The sequence below is a fragment of the Novipirellula galeiformis genome, assembly GCF_007860095.1.
Lineage (GTDB): Bacteria > Planctomycetota > Planctomycetia > Pirellulales > Pirellulaceae > Novipirellula > Novipirellula galeiformis.
Genome location: NZ_SJPT01000007.1, coordinates 119,481 through 139,798, shown reverse-complemented (window position 1 = coordinate 139,798; position 20,318 = coordinate 119,481). Strand labels below are relative to the sequence as shown.

Annotated in this window: 13 protein-coding genes; 3 read left to right on the top strand and 10 right to left on the bottom strand. The window is 55.8% G+C overall.

From position 1 onward, the window contains the following. Positions 1-6 precede the first annotated feature (6 nt). The 7 genes from Pla52o_RS18765 to Pla52o_RS18735 all read right to left on the bottom strand — a co-directional run bounded on the left by Pla52o_RS18765 (position 7) and on the right by Pla52o_RS18735 (position 13,098). Entirely contained in the window at positions 7-1,215 is a 1,209-nt protein-coding gene (locus Pla52o_RS18765) for a type III polyketide synthase (RefSeq protein WP_146596166.1), read from the bottom strand. Between the two features lie 565 nt (positions 1,216-1,780). Continuing rightward, the gene (locus Pla52o_RS18760) at positions 1,781-2,215 is read right to left on the bottom strand and encodes an AP2/ERF family transcription factor (RefSeq protein ID WP_146596165.1); all 435 of its coding nucleotides are present in this window, start codon (positions 2,213-2,215) and stop codon (positions 1,781-1,783) included. Positions 2,216-2,892: 677 nt separating this feature from the next. After that, positions 2,893-3,726 carry an endonuclease/exonuclease/phosphatase family protein gene (locus Pla52o_RS18755; protein ID WP_146596164.1) on the bottom strand — a complete coding sequence of 278 codons (834 nt, stop codon included), beginning with the start codon at positions 3,724-3,726 and terminating at the stop codon, positions 2,893-2,895. Between the two features lie 279 nt (positions 3,727-4,005). Beyond that, positions 4,006-5,328 carry a WD40 domain-containing protein gene (locus Pla52o_RS18750; RefSeq protein WP_146596163.1) on the bottom strand — a complete coding sequence of 441 codons (1,323 nt, stop codon included), beginning with the start codon at positions 5,326-5,328 and terminating at the stop codon, positions 4,006-4,008. Positions 5,329-5,539: 211 nt separating this feature from the next. Then, on the bottom strand, positions 5,540-10,135 hold the full coding sequence (locus Pla52o_RS18745) for a DUF1549 and DUF1553 domain-containing protein (RefSeq protein WP_197169359.1): 4,596 nt from the start codon (positions 10,133-10,135) through the stop codon (positions 5,540-5,542). A gap of 93 nt (positions 10,136-10,228) precedes the next feature. Beyond that, positions 10,229-11,698, bottom strand: coding sequence for a DUF1501 domain-containing protein (locus tag Pla52o_RS18740; protein ID WP_146596161.1), 1,470 nt, complete (start codon positions 11,696-11,698; stop codon positions 10,229-10,231). Next, positions 11,695-13,098 (bottom strand): DUF1501 domain-containing protein, encoded by a 1,404-nt coding sequence (locus Pla52o_RS18735; protein ID WP_146596160.1) that lies wholly within the window; start codon positions 13,096-13,098, stop codon positions 11,695-11,697. Before Pla52o_RS18735 ends, Pla52o_RS18740 begins: the two co-directional genes overlap by 4 nt. A gap of 563 nt (positions 13,099-13,661) precedes the next feature. Here Pla52o_RS18735 and Pla52o_RS18730 point away from each other — a divergent pair. The 3 genes from Pla52o_RS18730 to Pla52o_RS18720 all read left to right on the top strand — a co-directional run bounded on the left by Pla52o_RS18730 (position 13,662) and on the right by Pla52o_RS18720 (position 15,803). After that, the gene (locus Pla52o_RS18730) at positions 13,662-13,856 is read left to right on the top strand and encodes a hypothetical protein (RefSeq protein ID WP_146596159.1); all 195 of its coding nucleotides are present in this window, start codon (positions 13,662-13,664) and stop codon (positions 13,854-13,856) included. Positions 13,857-13,869: 13 nt separating this feature from the next. Next, positions 13,870-15,006, top strand: coding sequence for an endonuclease/exonuclease/phosphatase family protein (locus Pla52o_RS18725; RefSeq protein WP_146596158.1), 1,137 nt, complete (start codon positions 13,870-13,872; stop codon positions 15,004-15,006). A gap of 74 nt (positions 15,007-15,080) precedes the next feature. Further along, positions 15,081-15,803 (top strand): CDP-alcohol phosphatidyltransferase family protein, encoded by a 723-nt coding sequence (locus Pla52o_RS18720; RefSeq protein WP_146596157.1) that lies wholly within the window; start codon positions 15,081-15,083, stop codon positions 15,801-15,803. Between the two features lie 110 nt (positions 15,804-15,913). Here Pla52o_RS18720 and Pla52o_RS18715 read toward each other — a convergent pair whose 3' ends face one another. The 3 genes from Pla52o_RS18715 to Pla52o_RS18705 all read right to left on the bottom strand — a co-directional run bounded on the left by Pla52o_RS18715 (position 15,914) and on the right by Pla52o_RS18705 (position 20,283). Then, entirely contained in the window at positions 15,914-16,849 is a 936-nt protein-coding gene (locus Pla52o_RS18715; protein WP_146596156.1) for a YihY/virulence factor BrkB family protein, read from the bottom strand. Between the two features lie 354 nt (positions 16,850-17,203). Next, positions 17,204-18,652 (bottom strand): Y4yA family PLP-dependent enzyme, encoded by a 1,449-nt coding sequence (locus tag Pla52o_RS18710; RefSeq protein WP_315852965.1) that lies wholly within the window; start codon positions 18,650-18,652, stop codon positions 17,204-17,206. Then, complete coding sequence (locus tag Pla52o_RS18705; protein ID WP_231612469.1) at positions 18,649-20,283, bottom strand: FAD/NAD(P)-binding protein; 1,635 nt, start codon at positions 20,281-20,283, stop codon at positions 18,649-18,651. The genes Pla52o_RS18710 and Pla52o_RS18705 overlap by 4 nt, the downstream gene beginning before the upstream one ends. Positions 20,284-20,318 lie beyond the last annotated feature (35 nt).

Below are 20,318 nucleotides of genomic sequence, written 5' to 3'. Positions count from 1 at the left end.
GCCGGGTTATTCGAATAACGCCGCTTCCATGGCCAAACCGGGGCCAAACCCGAGCATCAATGTTGGCGTCTTGTGTTGCTGGTCAAGCAATTCGCGAAGCACAAAAAGAACCGTTGGGGATGACATATTTCCGAACCGGCTCAACACGCTGCGCGAGGCTGAAAGATCCGCCTCGTCCAAGGACAAGGACTCCGCACATGCATCGAGGATCCTGGGACCCCCGGGATGAATGGCCCATGATTGAATCTCCGCGAGCGACAAACCCGATTGATTCAACCAAGCTTCCAAGGGGGCCCGAGTCGAACGACGAATGATGTCAGGCACTTCGGCCGACAAGTACATTTCAAAGCCATTGTCCCCAATCGCCCACGACATCATCTCCTCCGAATTGGGAATGATTGCCGAAAAACTGCTCGAAAGCGTGAGACTCTCAGGGCTCCGGCGCTCGCTCGTGCCCGATGCGATTACCGCAGCGGCTCCATCGGCGAATAACGAATTCGAAACGATTCGTTGAGGATCCCAGCCGTATTGTTGATGTAAACTGCAAAGCTCAAGCGCAACCACCAAAACGCGAGCCTGCGGGTCGGCATCGGCGTAAGCCTTGGCGACGCGAAGTCCATTCATCGCTCCGTGGCAGCCCATGAATCCCACATTCGTCCGCGCCACCGAAGCGGGTAGCCCCAGCTCACGGATCAAGGCGATGTCGACGCCGGGAGCGTGAAATCCAGTACAGGAAATCGTGATCAAGTGAGTGATTTCATCAGGGCGAACATCGCACTGGTCAAACGCCTTGGTGGACGCGACGATTGCTAGGCCTTCGCCATGATCACGGTAGGCCTCCAGTCGCTGGGCGGTGGTGGGCCCACGATCATGCACATCGTTTGCTGGCCAATAAAAAGTCTGATTCGCTTGTTGCAACACGGTCGTTGCGGAGGATGCCGTGGATTCGGTCAGCGGCGAGGTTTCGGATTGCTGCGAAGATCCTCTCTCCAAACTCGATGGCGTTGCCGTCATCACGGAATCGTCTTGACCGGCTTCCGGTTGCAACAGCACGCTGTGCCGTGACTTCACTCCCGTGCGACGGTACAACGTCGAAAGCAAACGACGCTGTTGATCGGTCTCGCAGCAAATCTCGTTGGCGATTTCAGCGGATATCTCTTGGGTGACGGAATGGCTAGGTAAGGCCGTTCCGATACCGTGAATCTTCATGCTCATGCGTTTCTCGAGTCTTGATCTTTGAACCCTCGGCTGCTCGGCTCATTCAAATCGAGCCCACAAAAGCAGCGGCAGCAAAGAAGGGACGCCTAGACATCGCAGGCACGATGCTAATCATGAGAAGCGCGGCGCGTTCACCACTGCACCTCGACGCTTCCCCCTAGGGTAAGACTCAATTATCCATGGGATATCCATTGAATATAATAGCAAAATGGGAGTCTTGGCAAAAACGGGGCCTAAAAGGACCCTATCCGGCCCACATCATCTCATTCACGTCGCACATTTTGCCCATGTGGTGACGTATTTGCCCCTGCGGAGACGCATTTTGCCCATGCGGAAAAGAAGACAATGACCTGAATTGGCTGTCTGGGTTCCACGAGGCACCCGGATGGGGTGCCGTCGGGAGCCGCTTTTGGGCGTTGATTTCGCCCGTGTTACTGCTGAATCTTCAGCCTCTCCCCCTCGGGTTGGCCCATGCTCTAATGCCCCTAGAAAGCATGGCAACTCTAGCTGTCGTCGGCGACGACAGGTCTTTGGGAAGCAGCGAGTGCAAGCGTTCCAAGCCCTATGGCTTCATGCTTGCAACGCCTTTCTTTCGCGCCTTCACAGCAAGCTTGTAGGCTTCGTCGTTGCCATACTTCTCGACGGAAAAACGTTGCGTCTTACGCACGCCTTTCTTGGGGCTCCACTGAGCGACCCAATATTGGTAGGTCGGTTTGGAGGGCCAACGCGCATCAACCTCTTCGACAAGCCGAACCCCAACGACACCCGATGTGTTGTTCGAGCGAACAATTTTGGACAATTGTTGAGGTGTGTACCCCTTTAGCTTGCCTTCCAAGTCATCGCGGAACTTCTTGGCTTCAGCCAATGCCTTGCGTTTTCCGCCATATTCGTTGTCAGCGAAGAATTTGGTGTGCTTCTTTCCCTTTCGCATCAAGCGAACAAGAAACCCTCCAGACGTTTCACGGTCAATCCGTGTGATGTTTCGATTAGCACTCATCGATATTGAACTGTTTGTGAGTAAAGTGGGTCGTTAAAACTGACTGCTTTAATTGTAGGCGTGAAAAATCAGTTGCCAGTGACGTTCACTATTGTGTTCACCTAAAGTTGCGCAAAAAGTACGCAAAAAATTTGCGATTAGTTACATCGGAGTGGCTTTCCACCTCTGCATGGGGAGGCAGCAATGCGCAACCAGCGTGGTGCTACTTGTGCAACGATTCGTTCGCAACAAGCGGTCTTGCTTAACCGAACTCGCTCCGACGCTTCAATTCGGTAGCCAAACACGCGATCGCGACCGTGCTCGTTTCGCCCACAATTCGAAGCGTGATCAACGATGCAGCGGGAGTTGCAATCGTTTCGATCCGATCGCAAGCGATCCGGAAGAACGAACTACGCCCGTTGCTACGGAATGGGCAACGTCATGGTTTCGTAAATCCGAACGCCGAGCGAGAAACTTGTGCGATGAGTTGCCTGTGAATCGGCAATGCATTGCATTGGATTGACGAGTCATCGTAGGACAAGGCATCGTAGGACGAGTCATTGCCCCGTGCGGTTCAACGCTTGCCACCAGCTTCAAGCGAGGTGATCAGAGACAAGTGCTTCGGGCCATCAGTAGCGTTCTGCTCGATTCATTCTGATGCCAACGGAGGTTGGGCGTCGCGACGGACGCCGACGCGGCTATCTCGTTTGCTGGGGCAGCAGTTCTAGTACGGAAAAGACGGCTCGATGATCTGATGCGACCGCTTCATCGAGGACTTTGAATTCGACGACTTTCCAGCGATCTCGGGGATGAGCAAGAATGTAGTCAATCTGCTTCACCGGTTTTCCAACCGGCACGGTGGGCTGCGGTACGCTGTTAGCCGACATCCATTTTGTCCCGATTTCGGCAAGCACTTTGCTCTCAGGAACCGCGTTCATGTCGCCCGCCAAGAGGGCCAGTCGCTGAACTTGGTTGCTAACGCGTTGGTTGATCACTGCCGTCGATGCGATTCGCTCACGATCGTTAGGGCGGTGGTCCAAATGGGTTGCCAACAACAGCAGCGGGGCGTTCAGACGCGGAACTTGGATTTCCGCTTCAATCAAGCCGCGTTGTTCTCCATTGTCGACACGGGGAAGCAAATGATTGTGATGGTGTACGATCGGATACCGTGACAGCACCGCGTTGCCGTAATGCCCTCCTTGTAATTCAATATTGGCAGCGAACACGACCTGCATTTCCACTATCCGTGCCAATTCAGCGGGTTGATCGACCGAATCACTTCGTTTCACCTTCTTGTCGACCTCTTGCAACGCCACCAGATCGGGATCGACCGACTTAATCACACCGGCAATCCGCTGCAGATCGAGTTTGCCATCGATCCCTTCACCGTGGTGAATATTGTAGCTGAGCACGCTCAGTCGGACGGGTTGCTCCGCTGCGGCTTGATTGGCGGCGGGCGACACCAACAAAATAAACAGAAATCCAACACGGTACGCTTTGATCGCCATCGTTCTCATTTCTCGTTTGGGCATGATGTTGAAGGTTGGGTTGGTCACTTCCGGCGATGCAGCGGGTTGGTAACCGCCGCCGCCCTGTTTTGAAGTGGCGAGTTTTAAAATCCAAATCGTAAGCGACGGAATGCCATCCTTGACTCAGTCCCTCGCTGACGCTTTGGGGGATGGTTTGCTGGGGAAAACTGCAATCACGCAACTCCAAAACAGTCCCATCGGTTCGGATCACGGGGCGTCAACGGTTGCCTTATCCACGTTCTAGAATCGAGCCGCTCTCGGTCGGATTCGATTCGCTCGGGATCACGGTTTGGCGATCCAAGCTTGCAAGAGCACGCCATCGGCCAGCTTCCAAAGTCGGACCTCGCCATTGAGCGAGCCGCTGACCACTTGCGGTTCCGCCTCCGTGGGTTTGAGGGCTGCTGAGATGACCCAGTCGGTATGCCCCTTGAACTCCTGAGCAATGGTGTTGTTGCCTAGGTCGATACGTAGCAAGCGTTTATCCGCACAGGGCACGAGTACAAAATTGTCGCCTCGAATCAGCTTAAACGCTTCGCCACCGAAGCCGATTTCCGCGACCTTCTTAGCCCCTTCGATATTCCAGCGATGCAGTTTGTTATCGCCGCCGCTGGAGATGACTTGTTTGCCATCGGCCAAGAACGCCACTCCCCGCACCGCGGCCCCGTGCCCCAGGTACGTCGCCAGTAACTCCGCCGTGGTGCCATCGTAGACCTTGACTGACTTATCACGACTGGCCGACGCCAAACGGTTCCCATCGTCACTCCAGGCGACGGCGGTGACCCAGTCGGCATGGCTGGCGATGACGCGGATTTCTTCGAGCGATTGGGTGTTGTAGATACGAATCATGCTGTCGGCAGAGGCTACCGCGAGTTCATCGCTGTGGGGGCGAAACGCCACATCGAGCACCACATCGGTTGTTCGTGCGATCACATTTTTAATTTCCCCGCTGGCAAAGTCGAGCAACCGCACTTCTCCGCTCTTGCCCGGCTCGCCACAGCCCACGGCCAATGTTTTCCCATCCGGGGTGAACGCGAGGGCGAGCACGCGTTGCCCGACATTTTTGATTCGGCGAACAAGCTTCTTTTGAGTGGGGTCCCAAATCGTCAATTCGTGATAACCGGCCGCCACGATTTGCGTTCCATCGGGCGAGAACGCCGTGGCGGTAATGGGAATTGCATGGCGATACGATTGCGGCGGATCGGCATAGGTGCGCGAGGGGATGACGAGATCCAAGGGCGTGTGACTTGCTTCGCCATCGAATACCGCCCCACTTTCGATCCATTGTTTGAACCGCGTGATTTGTTCCGCCGTAAGCGGTTCGCTCTCCGCAGGCATCCGCTCGGATTCATCGCAAGTCAGCCGCCGTAACAATTCGCTGGGCTCGTCTTTGGTTTTACCGATTGGCAACTCGCCTGAGTCGCCTGGCTTTAGTAACTCGTCATAATTGTCGACACGATAACCGCCTTCGGCCTTCTTGGCACCATGACACGCTAAGCAATGTTCGAGCAAGATCGGCGCAATGTCACTACGGAAACTCACCGCGGAGTCCGCTGCCACGATGGGCGATCCAAGCAGCAGCAAAGCGAGCAATGTGATGTGTCTCATAAAGTTTTATCGTGTGAAGCGAGATGGGATGAGCGAGCTGGGGTGAGAGAGTTGGGCGGCGAATGAGTTTTTCATATCCCGAAGCATTAGCAAGGGAATCTTGCAATGGACTCGGTCCCTCGCTAACGCATCGGGTTATGATTTGTTGGTGAAAACGGCAATAAAGCAACTTCAAAACATTCGCATCACGTCTGACAACATCCACCGTCAACTAATGCTGGAATAAGAATTCGTCGGTGTTAAACAACGCCCAACAAACATCTTCGATGCCTGCAGCGGGATCTTCGTTTTTGGCACAGTGCTCTAAAGCCACTTTCAATTCCAACTCCGACGGAGGACGGCAGACGGCGGCTAAATACAATGTCGCGATCGTTTCTTTGACACTTTTTCCATCGGCGATCAGCGTCCGGAAGCGATTCGCCTCGTCACGTAGTTTGCCGTGCATCATCGGGCCATTGAACAATTCAATCGCCATTCCGAGATTCGAATCATCACTTCGCTCGCACGCGCACACGGTGCTTCGCTCGGGTTGACCAAATGTTTTTAAGAAATCGACTTTGACAACATCGGGTGCCGGCAATTGGGTCGCCAACGTTCCCGCCGGCAAACTTCCAAACGTTTGGCTCAAGCCAAGCGTTTGGTTGATCGCGTCGAGCAACTGCTCGGCACTCAGCAGCCGCGGTTGCTGATGCGAAAAGTATTGGTCGTCCGATTCATTGAACGAATTCGCCAAATAGCTGGCCTGGTACGTGCGACTTCCCAAGATCACTCGCAACAAGTGTTTGCGGTCGTAACCGCTTTCGACAAAGTCCTTGGCCAATGCGTCCAACAGCGGCGCATTGGTGGGAGGATTGGAATCGCGAAAGTCATCGATCGGATCGACAATGCCGCGTGCAAAAAGTTGGCTCCAAATGCGATTGGCCTCGATGCGAGCAAAGTAAGGATTGCTCGGTTCGGTCAACCATTGAGCAAAGGCAATCCGACGATCTTCATCGTTGTTGGCTTCGATGCTACCGACCTGCGGCAACCACGGGGCCATCACCGCGCCGGTGCGTGGCTGAATCACATCTCCTTCGAAGCCGGTGTACACGAACATCTCACCGGGACGCTCGGTGTTGCGTCGTTGGACACGGTTAAAAAAGGCACCAAGTCCGTAATAGTTGTCTTGCGTCCATCGTTCGAATGGATGGTTATGGCACTTCGCACATTGCAACCGTGCTCCCAAGAAGACCTGTGAAATTGTCTCGACACACTCGTTCATATCGGTCGCCGTGCGATAGAAATTCGCAGGCGGGTTGGCAAGGGTGCTGCCGCTACCGGTCAATAATTGCTTCGCGAATTCATCGTATGGCATGTTGTCACGAAGCGATTGCTCGACCCAGCGATGGTATTTGTAGACTCCATCGTCCCCCACCAACTTACTCGTCATCCGCAGCAAATCGCCCCATTTGAGCGTCCAGAACTTGGCGTATTCCTCTCGCTCCAACAACGCGTCGACCCATTTGGCCCGTTTGTCTGCACTCTCGTCGGCCAGGAACGCCTGGGTTTGCTCCACCGTTGGCAGAATACCGATCACGTCCAAACTGGTACGTCGGATAAATTCAGCATCGCTGCAGGTCTCGGACGGTAAATACTGCAACTGTTTTAGCTTCGCGTTGACGAGTTCATCGATGTAGTTGTTCGCGGGGGGGGACTTCCACTGGAACGCATCGCTGGGTTCAATGAACATCAGCGGTAACGTCTCGATATGCTCCAAAAAGCGAACTAAAACGGCGATCTCGCCGCGATCGTGAGGGGTCACAAAGCCATGGACATCAATCGTGGCCACGTTTGTATCGGAGGTTTCGTAGGCCACTAACTTGGTCACATCACGTCTAGTACCGTCCGCGAAGTGTGCGGTCACGGCCAGTTGTTGTCCGCCATCGGTGACTCTCAATATTTGTTTCTGGTTTGGAAACACCTCCAACCGCACGACTCGTGGCGTGCCCTCGGGATCGAGTTGAGCACCGCCGGCGATCCAATCGAGAATGACCTGATACGCAGCATCCTCTTTGTGTAACTGTTTACCGCCACCGTGGGCAACTTTCATCAGCGGCTTTAGCAACAATAGACTCTGTTGCGGATCCAGCGAGTTGGTGCGGCGACCAAAGTCCTCACGCACCAGCGTTAATTCGTCAAGCTTCTGGTCGAATGCCCGTAGCGACAAGCGAAAACCACCTTTCCCGCTCGGCGAACCATGGCACGCTCCGGAGTTGCATCCTTGTTTTGAGAGGGCGACGAGCAACTCGGTTTCGAAGGCGATGGGGCGCTCAACCGCCATCTGCTGAACCACCACTGCAATCCGTTGATGTATCGACCCCACTTCGACGAGTATCTCGGTTTTGCCATCCGCTTTAGGGAGGATTACCCCTGCGACCACTTCTGCAATCGCGGGGTCCGCGGAGGTCATTCGGGCGAAACGGGTCCAATCACGTGACGACTGATTCGCGTCCAATCCCGTCACGGCAATCCGTTGTTGACTACGCCGACCGTCGAGCTCCACTTGCTGCGGATAAACCGTCAACGCCACGGGGCTGTCGATGATCGGTAGCGGAGTGGGCTCCGACGAGACCGAAACGTTTTGACCTCCGAACGTGGTCGTCGCAGTGAGACTCAGGCGGGTGTCGTCTGCCACATCCGCCGAGAATGCCAACTCGAACTCCACTTGCGTTTGGTCCGCAGCGACGGCGATCGATTCCGGTCCTGTCACGCCTGCGACCGCTGGCGCAAAGTTCAATGTGATCGGTTGAGGATCCTTGCCCTGTCGAACGATCTTCGCTCGTACTTTCGCTCGGCCCCCACGGACAAGCGGCTCAGGAAACTCAAGCGAGACCCCCACCGGATCAATCCACTGCACCGCCAACGGATAGGTTTCGATCCGTCCACGACCATTAAACTCGCCGAATACGAGAAGCGGCAGTTCAGCGACGGCGGACGACTCAGCGTTTGCGTCGGTCAGTGTGGCTGTGAGCGTGTCTTTTTCCGCGGTGGCGGCAACACTCCACCCACTTGGCAAGGCATTGCCGAGCAACACGACGGCATCTTTGAAACCTTCGTTCACACGCTGGAGCGTCAAGGTCGCGGTGTGGGTTTTCAAGGGACGCGCCAATTGGATCGGCGCAGCGGTCTGTAACGCAAAGGGGGATTCCGTCTTTGCGGCACTCGCAAGGAAGATCGCCCCATCGTTCCAACTCAGCGGGCGAAGGATGGAGGGCGATTTGATCCGGTGCAGTGATCGGCTGTCAACGATGCAGTAATTCTCGGGCTGGCCCACCGCTGTCGCACGCAATCGCACGTTGGCGAGGTTGCCAGCGGTCCACTTGGTATCCGAAGCAAGGTACACACGCGACTCCGCGACCTTTGCAGCGATCCGGGGATTGAGAATTCGTAAACCCTCGACCGGCTCGGCGAGCGACAACTCGATTTCACCCTCGTAACCAAATCTCGCAATGGTCAAGTCGATCGCACAAGCACCATGATCGGGCTCGATGGCGAATTCCTGACGCCCTTTCACATCCGCTTTGAGTGCCACCGAGAAGGACCCTGCCGAGGCGACTTCGATGGCGTAGCCAAAGCCCGGTCCACCGCGTTTGAGTAGGTCAGCGACATCGAGTCGGTAGTCGCCCGCCTCGGGGAATGTGAAATCCAAACTCCACTCGTCGCTGTCGGTTACTTTGGTCTCGGCAAGCATCGCTCCGGCGGCATTGAACAACTGCATCTTTAACAGCGTTGCGCAGCCAAGGCTTCGCGTTTGGGATTGGATGCGAACGAGTTCCCCCTTTTTGCCAATCAATTGATAGGAGTCGACTTCGCCGGGGTGCGTTAAACCCCCGCTAACCCCCACCGGAATCGCGAGCGGTTGCGTTGCATTGGCTTCAATCACTTGCGGATGCTTGCTGACCGCAACCGGCACCCAAGCCGACGATTTTCCGTCTTTCATTTTTGCGTTCACGTTCACATGCCCGATCGCCTCGGCGGGCATGCTGAAGTCACGCGGGGACATTCCTTCGCTATCGGTGCCGACCACCTCGATCGGCGTGGTCTGGCCCGCCTGGATCGCCAACGGATAGGCATGGCTAACGACGGGGAAGTCTCCAACTCGTAGCTGGTAGATTCCCGTCGCGGTGTGGCGGTTGTCGTGCACCTCGATCCAATAATCGCCTGCGGTCGCAAAACGATGACTGAAGCGAGGGTCCGGGCCCACCGGTCCATCGTCATCTAAATGCAGCGTTTGGCCATCGGCAGCGAGAATGCGGACGACCGGATCCATTGCGGATTGCAGCGGTTGAGTGAGGATTTCGAAGGCAACACGTTGGCCTTCGCTGACATTGATTTTGTAAAAATCACTTTTCCCGGCTTCGCAAGTTCCTTCGACGGACGATAACAACGTGATCGGTTGTGCGGTTTCCTCAGAGTGGTTGTTGCCATTGTCTTGCACGACCTCTAAATCGTCCGCCAACAACGTCGCTTGCATCAACGGCCCATTTCCCCCGGCGATTGACAATCCAAACGGACCCAAGGGCGTGTCGGCAGCCAAGGTCAATTCGATCACCGCTTGCGTCGCCTCGATACTTTCGATTCGCGTTTGAATGTCGCTCGAGCTCGTTAAGAACTTCAGCGAATCGTTAAGCTCTTTACCATGCACGATCAATTTCGCTGTTTGCCCCGGCTTGCAACTTCGCGGCTGGATCGAGGTGATGCTTTGCGCGTTGAGTTTTGGCGCGGCAATCACCAGTGTTACACAAATTGCAAAGGTATGAAAACGCATGGCGGGTCTGATGGAAGGAGGATGGCTTGGGAAGGCGTCTGCGTAACCAGAAACGGGCATTTTGCCCCTCTCGACGTTCACTCTTTCTCGCGGTTAACTCAGGCCGGCGATGGGTTCGCCATCGTAGATGTGATGCGGTCTGTCTTGAGCGTCGAGCCAGGCGGCGGTGGCGGGAATCCCTAAGGCGTTGTAAATCGTTGCAGCGAAGTTCTCGGGCTTGACCGGTTGCTCCGCAGGGTAGGCTCCATGTGCATCGGTTTTTCCGACGACATTACCTCCCTTAATCCCGCCGCCTGCGAACAACACCGATTGGGCCGCGCCCCAGTGATCGCGGCCAGGTTGTTTGTAATGTTTTTCGAGCAACGTGATCTGTGGCGTACGGCCGAATTCGCCCGCTACCACGATCAACGTTTCGTCCAACTCGCCCGTCGATTGCAAATCGTCTAGCAGCGCCGAAAGGGCTCGGTCGGTCGGTGGAAATAGATTGTTTTTCAGGTGCGGAAATGCATTCCCATGAGTGTCCCACGTTTCGTCGTTGCCCAAATTGACCTGAATCAGATTGACTCCTGCGGTCACCAACCGTCGCGCCATCAACAACGACCAACCGAACGAATTGCGACCGTAACGTTCAAGAGATTTTTCATCCGCTTGAGTCACGTTTAACGCTTCGTGAACCGACGATTGGGTCATCAGCGAGACTGCGCCCTGACGCAGACGATCAAAATTGGCGACCTTCTCGTACTGAGCTAATTGCTGACGCTGATGTTTCAACGTTTCCAATAACGCTAAACGTCCATTGATGTCTCGCATTCCCAGCCCCTCGGGAAGCGAGAGTTGTGGAGCTTCGAACAAGCGGTCATCGGGTTTGCCGCGATCTTGATGGTCGAAATGATATTCGGGAAAGGCTCCATACGACGTGCTGTGAAACGGAGAGGCCTCGATCATCCACGGATCATGTTGTGACCCCATGTTGCCGGCGTGTTGGCCGGGAACGATTCGCCCACTCGAATGCACTAACCGCTCGGGCAAAACCACGGAAGTGGGTAAATTGTTGCGAGCCTGAGTTGCGTAGCCCGCAATCGCGGCGATCGAAGCGCGGTCGGTTCGACTCGGGGTGTTGGGACTGAAACCGGTCGGCAATTCGGAGTGGCCGGTCAGCATCACGTGGTGGGCTGCGGAATGTTCGTTGATATTGTGCGTTAACGATCGGCATAGCGCCCAGGAATTGCTGCGCTCGGCGAGCATCGGCAAGTGTTCACAGATTTGCAAGCCTGGTGTTTTGGTCGCTGCGGGACGGAATTCGCCACGAATGTTCTCTGGCGCCTCCGGTTTCATATCAAAGCTCTCGTGTTGAGCCAGCCCGCCGGAGAGGAAAATGAAGATGCACGACTTGGCTTTTCCATGGGGCGTGACCCCGTTAGCGGCATACGCCTCACGTAATCCGGTTAGGTGATTGGTGCCAAGACCGAGAATCCCGATCGCTCCTACCTGCAATGCCTGGCGGCGCGAGACGCCTTCGTGGCCCCAATGTCCTGACTTGCCACTACATCCGTTTCGACTCATGTCGCTCGCCCCGTATAGAGAGGTGATATTACAGTTCCGTTGAGCAGGTGATGCGGGCGATCAAGCAGATCGTTGATCCGAACTTCAGGATCGACCCCCAACGAGTTGAATACCGTGCTACAAATATCCGCAGGCGACCATGATCGCGTTACCGGATAAGCCGCTTGAGCATCGGTTTGCCCAACCACCTGTCCGCCTCTGACTCCGGCTCCCGCAAACATGCCGGAGTAGGCGTGAGCCCAATGGTCTCGACCAGGAAGAGTCTGGCCGGGCAATGTCGAGACCTTGGGGGTTCGTCCAAACTCGCCCATCACGATCACCAGTGTTTGGTCCATCAATCCCGATGCCGTTAAGTCATCGGTTAACGCCGCCAACCCCTGGTCCAACCAAGGCAGCAGGGTGTTTTTTAGTTTGCCCCAGTTATCCGTGTGCGTGTCCCATGTTTGCACGATCCCCATGGTCGCTTGCACGATCGGAACTCCGGCTTCGATCATGCGACGCGACATTAGCAACGATTGACCAAATTTGTTGCGTCCATAGCGATCGCGAGTTTCATCGGACTCCAGACTGATCTCGAACGCTTGAGTCATTTTGCCCGAGGTCAGCAAGTTGAATGCAATTTGTTGTTGGTCACGCAGCGAATCGGTCTCCACCCCAGGCATTGCACTGCGACCGTGATTCAACTCGTCTAGCAACTGTCTTCGCGATTGCAGGCGAGCCGGGGACATGCCGTCGCGCATCGCCAGGGCTTGCATACGGAAATCTTTGTCATTGGGGTCTCCTTGGATTTGCCACGGATCATGTTTCGGGCCGAGAAAGCCGGCGTGTTGCCCAGGCCATGTCAACGGTCCTTCGATCATGTAGTTGGGCAGCGACACTCCCGTCGGAATCCCGTCCGTTCGGGGCCGCACAAAATCGAGCGCTGCTGCGAAATTGGGGAAGTCGTTGCGAGTTTCCACTCGATCCAAATCGGATCCGCCGCGTGGTAGCGGAGTGGGGCGTCCGGTCAATGCGACGTGAGTCGCCAACAAATGGTTGTGTTCTCGGTGCGCCAGAGTGCGTACCAATGACCAGCGATCGGTTTGCTGAGCCAACTTTGGCAAGTGCTCGCAGACGTTCACCCCCGGAATCGTCGTCGGGATGGGAGAAAATTCGCCACGGACTTCCTCGGGCGCTTCCGGTTTCGGGTCGAGCATATCGAGTTGACTTGGCCCTCCGCTAAGCATCACGATCAAAACCGACTTAGCGCGACCAAAGCCTTCGCGAGAAGTAGGGCTGTCATTGGCCGTTGCCGCAAGACCGGGGAGCGTCGTTCCGACCACGCCCGCCGCGCCGACTCGCAAAAATCCTCGGCGATCCATGCCGTAGCATGGGGAATGACTCGAACGGAGAGCAAGCATCAGCAACTCCAGCTTTCGTTGATCGCTGTCTGTATTTGCTACAGCAGCAAGCGGGTGAACTTACGACACCACGGCGTAGTGGAGCCATCAGTCGAGGTAGGTATTCGCTCAGGTGGGATGCGTGGGACGTTATCGGTTAAGTAATCCCCCGCTCGTCTCAAGGACCCATTGTTAGTCATTGCGGGGCGGCATGCAACACTATCGTGCATTTGTTAGTCGATTAAGTTGCCTTGCGTGCTAGCCGCAGCGGAACGCGGTGGAATCTTGCGACTCCATCGCACGTATCAGTGAAGTCGCTTTATCGAGATCAACGATCCGACTTCGCTGGGACCGAGGTCAGTCTACTCTCGAGTTGATCGGCCCTGCTTGGCGGCCCTGCTTGGCGGCCCTGTTTGGCGGCCCTGTTTGGCCGACCATGTTCGACTTAGTAACCGAGGCTGCGGCAAACGTCGAGTGATTCACAGGAAGCAAAACCGCGCTCACGTGAACCGGGATACTCGGCGATGGTGCAGGTGCGGCGACCGCCCGGCGAAGGTGCCCGTCCAGTCGATACCAGGGCGCCGATGTCCAATTTGGCTGATCTCGAATACGGGGCTGATTTCGAAAACGGGGGGCCGAGTTCGATTGCCACGCAGGCAACCAGTCCAGATCACGACAATCCCAGCGACAATCCCAGCGACACTCCCAATCGAGACGTCGCCGCTGGAACGCCCTTTGCGTCCTCGATTCAATCGTCTTTGACCCCCGATTCAGCGTAGCAAAGAAATTACCATGCTTACCGCTTTTAACCTTTTTGTCGTAATCCTCTTCGGCGTGTTGGTGGTGGGGTCATTGTTGCCGCTATCATCAAGCCCGCATTGGTTCATTCGCGGTTGGGACTATCCACGCGTCCAAATCGTGGCAATCGCGATTGTCGCAATCGTTGCGTTCTTAGCGGTCAACGTGGTGGTTGGGCGACCAAATCGTGTCGCGTTCTCGGTGATGATCGGTTTGGCGCTGCTGATCGCTGGGTGGCATCTGTTCCGGATCCTTCCCTACACGCCGCTGATGCCAACGCAAGCGAAAGCATGGAACCCGCCGGCGGACGCGGTCGAGAGTGATCCGCATCGACTGCGTGTTTTGATCAGCAACGTCGAGATGGAGAACGACCAATTCACCCGATGGAAGCATGTTATGGGCGACTGCGATGCCGATGTGGTGATCGTGGCGGAGGTGGACGAGCGTTGGCAGGCGACGTTGGAGGAACTGAAATCGGCGTACCCCCATCAAATCATCTACCCGCAAGACAATTGGTATGGCTTGGCGATGATCTCGCGTCTACCGATCATCGACAGCGAGTTACGTTTTCTCGTGCAAGACGATGTTCCTTCGATCGACGCGATGATTGAGATGCCCAGCGGTGACCGAGTGCGAGTGGTAGGGGTGCATCCGCGTCCTCCCGAACCGATCCGTGACAACGATGCCACCGCCCGAGACGCCGAGTTGGTATTGTGGGGCGAAGAGCTCGCCAAAGACAATCAACCGATTGTCATCGGAGGTGACTTGAACGATGTCGCTTGGTCTCAATCGACACGGCTGTTTCTACGGCTCAGCGAACTGCTCGATCCCCGTCGAGGGCGAGGTTTTTTTAATTCGTTTCACGCCGATCGTCGCTGGATGCGATTCCCGTTGGACCACGTCTTTCATTCGACCCATTTCACCATTCGTGACATGAAGCGATTGGAACATGTGGGGTCGGATCACTTTCCGATCTTCATCGATTTGCAATTAGAGCCGGCTGCGAAAGAGGACCAAGAACCGCTTGACAAGAAGGCGAGCGACGCAGGCGAAGCAGATGAGCGAATCGACCGAGCCGAAGAAGACCTCGGCTTGGACGTCGAATCCGTCCGCGAAGCCACGACGGAATAGAGTCGTCGAAATTGTACCCCGTCGCTTTTGGAGAAACGGTTTGGGCACAAGCTCGGCTACCATCCATCGAAGTTATGAATTCAATCAAAGCCCACGCTGTTCATTGTCTGACCGCCTCAGGGATCATCCCCGCAGCCCTCGCGATGCGTGAAGTTGCCGCGGCCGATTGTGAGCCGAGCATCGTATTTCTTTATCTGTTGTTGACCACGCTCATCGACGCCATCGATGGACCGCTCGCCCGCCGTTTTCACGTTAAACGCTACGCCGATACGATCGACGGTCGTACCATCGATGACCTGCTCGACTACCTGACGTTTGCCTTCATTCCTTTGATGTTGGTGTGGCGAATGAATTGGATGCCCGACGGTTTGGGATGGACGGTGACGTTCGCGATGGCCGCAAGTCTATTTGGGTTTGCTCATCGCGATGCCAAGGATGAAACCGGCGGATTCTTTCGTGGCTTCCCCTCTTATTGGAACATCTTTGCGTTTTACGCAGGCATCCTGTACACGCTCAGCGGGCCTTGGCAAGTCGCGATCTTGTTGTGGATCCTTGCCGGACTTACCGTCGCACCCGTGCGATTGATCTATCCCAATCTCGCTCCGCGGCCTTGGCGACTTTGGTTACTTAGTGGTGCGGGCGTTTGGGCGTGTTTGATTTTAGCGATGCTTTACGACTACCCCCATCCTCCGATTGGGTTGACGTTGGCATCATTGATCTATCCCGCGTTCTACGTGGTTGCGTCGATCTGGTTGGCTGCCCGCGCGGTGACGGCGGCTAAGCGGGATATTTCATAACACCAAGCGTCTGCGAGAGAAACTTCATGGAGTCTATGGCTGATGCGTCGGGTGATGAGCTGGGTTGCATGCCTCAACAAACACACAAGTGCGTTCGATGAGTGTTTGCCCTAGGTGGCTCTGTGCTTCGTACTCTCGTTGGTACGTTTGATCTGCTCAACGACTCGAACGGCCGAAGGCTCGGGAACGATTCCGCCGCCTAGTCGCACCGCATAGACCTGAGTCGCCTCGGCCCCGAGCAATACAATCATGGCGGTGTAATAAACCCACACCAATAAGACTGCCAACGAGGCGGCTGCCGCTCCGAGCTGTGCACCGGGTTCGCTGAACGAAAAGTACATCTGCATCGCGAACCGACCGAGCAGAAACAAGACGGTCGTCACCGCCGCCCCCACGGCGACATCACGCCAACGCACCTGCGCGTCCGGCATGAACTTGAAGATGGCAGCAAAGATGACGTAGACCACGATCGCCTGAATCGCAAAATTCACCGCACTGGCCACCGTTTCCGACATGCCAATCAAGCCACCGAGTTGATCACCGAGACCGGCTAAGACAGAGGAGACGATCAACGATACGAGTAGCAGGAATCCTAGCCCCAGGATCATGGCGAACGAGAGTATCCGTTTGCCGATGATGTCCATGATGCCGGTGGTTTCTGGGTCGGGTTTAACCTCCCAAACCTGATTCAACGCGTCTTGTAGTGCAGCGACGACGCCAGTCGCACCGACGATAATGCCAGCGAAACTGAGGAGCGTTTTCCACCACTTGCCATCGTCTTTTTGATTGTTTTCCAAGATCGTCGCAATCTGATCGCTCGCTGCCGGGTTGCCCATCATCTGAGCCGCTTGACTCTGAAGCATCGCCGTCGCCTTCGCTTCGGCTTGGTCGCTGTCGTACATCATCGACATTCCGAACGTCAAAATCGTGAGCAGCAAGTACAGCAACGGAGGCAATGCGAACGCGGTATAATAAGCCAGCGCCGCCGCCAACGTGGTGCAGCGATTTTTAGAGAATTCAGCAAAGATTTGTTTTAAAAAGTCCATGTCAGTTGCTCGATCGGAGGGCGTAGACGAGTGCGGCTCAAACTCGCGTTTTGTGGCCGTATCAAAGGCAAGGGCAGCAATCTCCGTGCCGGTCGCGGTATACCGGTCGCTTCCCTGGGGCAGCCATTCCTTGGGGGGCCATTCCTTGGGAGGCCAGGGGAATTCAAGCGGGTCGGAGCCCGTGATTCCTCGCCGCATTAGGTTCGGGCTTGCACTAGTGCCGTTTCATTTTCCGCAAATCAACACCCCGAAGCGTTAGCGAGGGATCGTGTCGAGGTCGCGATTCCCTCGCTTGCGCAAGCGGGGGTAGGAAAATGGCCAACCCGCACACCGACGCCTTTGGGGTAAACTCGCTTAGATTGCGGTTGACTCATCAATCGGATCGAGTCGGATCGGCGCATCGGGCGTGTACACGATATTTCTCGCCAAGGGAAACTGATGTGATCGGCTTTCGAGAAAGTGCATGAAGTAGCCGGCTGTGTTGGGGAACACGATCAAGTCACCACGGCGAACTCCCTTCGCAAAATGCAATCGGCGAAGCGACAGCAATTCAGATTCCGTGCAATACGCCCCCACGAGAAAACCAGACATTGGGCTGTTTGCCGTGTTGCCGTTTGCTGTGTCATTGCAACGAACCAAGATCGGATCAACAAGAAAGTCATCGCTCGATGTTCGGCACTGCGTCCGGTTCATTGAGAGTCCGATCAACCAGTCGTCTTCGGCATTCCGTTTGCGAAACTCCACGCGAGCGACCGTCATGCCGCAACCGTCTAGCAGACTGCGTCCCGGTTCACAACGCAATTGTAAGCTGGCTTGGCGCAGATAATCCGCCAGCGGTCGGCCCTTCCAATCGGAATCCAGCACCTTTGCCAGCCACTCGTTTCGCGTAGGAGATTGATGGTAGGGGTAGGTGTTGCGACGTCCCACGATTCCCATGGGCGTGTTGAGCAGACCGAGCCCGTGATTGCGATAGGTGATTGCGTCTCGCTCACCTCGTAGGGCGGACTCATGTTGTTCCCAGAAGGAATCCCATTGGGCGCGGTCGTCTAGATAACTCATCGGGAAGCCGCCCCCCATGTCCAGGAAAGTAGGCGAGTGGCCTGCTTCGCGGAGTCGTGAGATCCAATCAAGGCATTCGCCAATCGCGCTGACTCGCTGATCAGCGTCGTACCCATCAAGATGGAAATGCACGCCCATCACCCGCAGCGATGGCGAATCGAGTTGTGTGATGATTTCAAGGTCACGGTCGATGTCAAAGCCAAAGCGTGTCGTCAGCTTCTGGCCGTGATGATGAAAACCACCGAGCCGGAGGGCAATCACGGCGGTCGATCCGAGGGAGCTAGCACTCTCGAGGACCAACCCTAGTTCGTCGGTGTTATCGACGGTGACACAGACTTGGTTCGCGATACATAATTCGAGCAACGATTCGCTCTTGATGGCGGCCGTGCAAAGGATCTTGCTGCCATCGACACCTCGCGCGAGAGATTGGCGAACTTCATTCTCGCTGGCCGTGTCGACTCCGATGCCGGAGGCCATGGCTTGATCGACAAACGCCAAACACTTGTTCGATTTGCGAGCGAAAAAGATTTGCAAGTCAACATCGCGTTGGTTCGCAACCCGGCGAAGGCCGTCGATGTTCCGCAACATCGGTGATGTGGAAATCACGTTCAATGGAGATCCAAACCGATGGACGTGGGCGGCCAATGCATTGGCTTGCATCAGTTCGGTCATCCATGGTTCGAGCCGTGCATCGAGCGGTAATTCGCCTCGGCATCCACTACGTAGCGATTCGATGGTGATCACGCGAAGGTCGCTTTGGTTCTCAGGACAGGAGCATCAACAGCGGAGGTCGGCAGGAACTCGGCTACACTTTTGGCCCAGCATTCGATATGGGGATGCAGGGTCCGCGACAAGGTATCATTTCCAATGATCCATCCTTCTGTAGCCCGACCGAAAATCGCAAGTCCGTGCTCAGAACCGACCACAAACCCATCTTGTCCAATGCGGACCGCCGCCGTTGTCGGGTCGACTTGAACAAGGCCCTCTGCAATCAACTTTGCCAACGGGCCGCCCGGATCACGCTCCGTGGGGGAAGCGATCACCGCGTGGAGCATCGCATCATAGTTTGGGGCTGTTTGATCGGAGGTACCCAAGGTGACCACGCGATCGCGGATCAAACGCAACAACTTGGCCACATTCTCGGCAGGCGGGCCGAATGCGATCCGTTCCATTTCGCGACTCGTGCGAAGGTAGCATTCCCATTGGCCTTCGGCGAGTCCGCCGAAGCTAATCCGTGAGACGAGTTGAGCATAAAGCTTCCGCCATGACTCGCCTAACGCAAACGGAATGTCGATGGGGCGACTGCTACGCGCGACTGCCAACGATTGCAACATCGCATGCTTGGCTTCCGCGGGCCCCATCTTGTATCGTGACCAACCTCGGAACCATTTGTCGACGTCGCGAACCTCGTGCATCCCAGAGGATTGTTGCAATAAGGCTCCGGCGGCTTCGGTGATAATCGACCAAATGTCTTGGTGAAACATTAGCTCGCCATGTTTGGCTGACAAACGCTCCAGTCGTTCTCGATAGGGTATCCAGAATGATTCGCTGATCGGTTCCATTGTCGCGGTCGGTTTGGCCAGCATCGGCCGTCCCGAACGCGAGCGAATGTCGATCCGCCTCGGTTCGTTCGAGCTGCGATTGTATCGAGGCAGTAACCCCTCGCCCTCTTCGAACGTCCCGCCGCGGCCTTCGGTCAACATCAACACGGCGTCGATCGCCGTTAGCCCGAAACCGCGAACGAGGACGTTTGTGCCCGCCGCAATGCGTTGCTGCGAGAGGTTGGTTTCGACAGGGAAAACGAACGCATCGTCGGCTTGCGGTGATTGTGGGGCGGACGCTCGCAGCCCTTCATGACCGGTGGCGAGCACGACTAGATCGAACATTCGAGTGCTGGCTCCGTCGTAAACTTGCCAACGCCCATCAACACGCCGGACCCTTTCTACTTGGCGCTGCAAGCAGGTGAGGGCAGCGTCGCGGCGCAGACGCTGCTTGACGGTCTCAAAGCATTCATGCAAGTACTCGCCCACGATCGCGCGTGGGACGAACTGATCGCGTGCGGCAATGTTCGGATAATGTTGGTTCAATAAACCGATCAACGAGGTGGATTGCGGCGTCGTCTTGTCAGCGGCCGTCTTCCAAAAGTCGATATGTTGCGTTGCGAAATTCATCTTCAGCACATGAGGTTGCGTCGGATCGTAAATTCGTCCCGCACCCGGTTTGTCATTTGGATCATAGACGGTGATGTCCATTCGCGAGAGTTGCTCCGGCGACAGGGCACGCGACAATGCCTCCAGACATTGCAGTCCACGCGGCCCGCAACCAATGATCGCGAGTCGCAATGTAGCTTGGGGGGGCTTATCCGGGGTGCTCATTTCGGATTCGAGTCGGGGGGCCATTTGGCTACTCT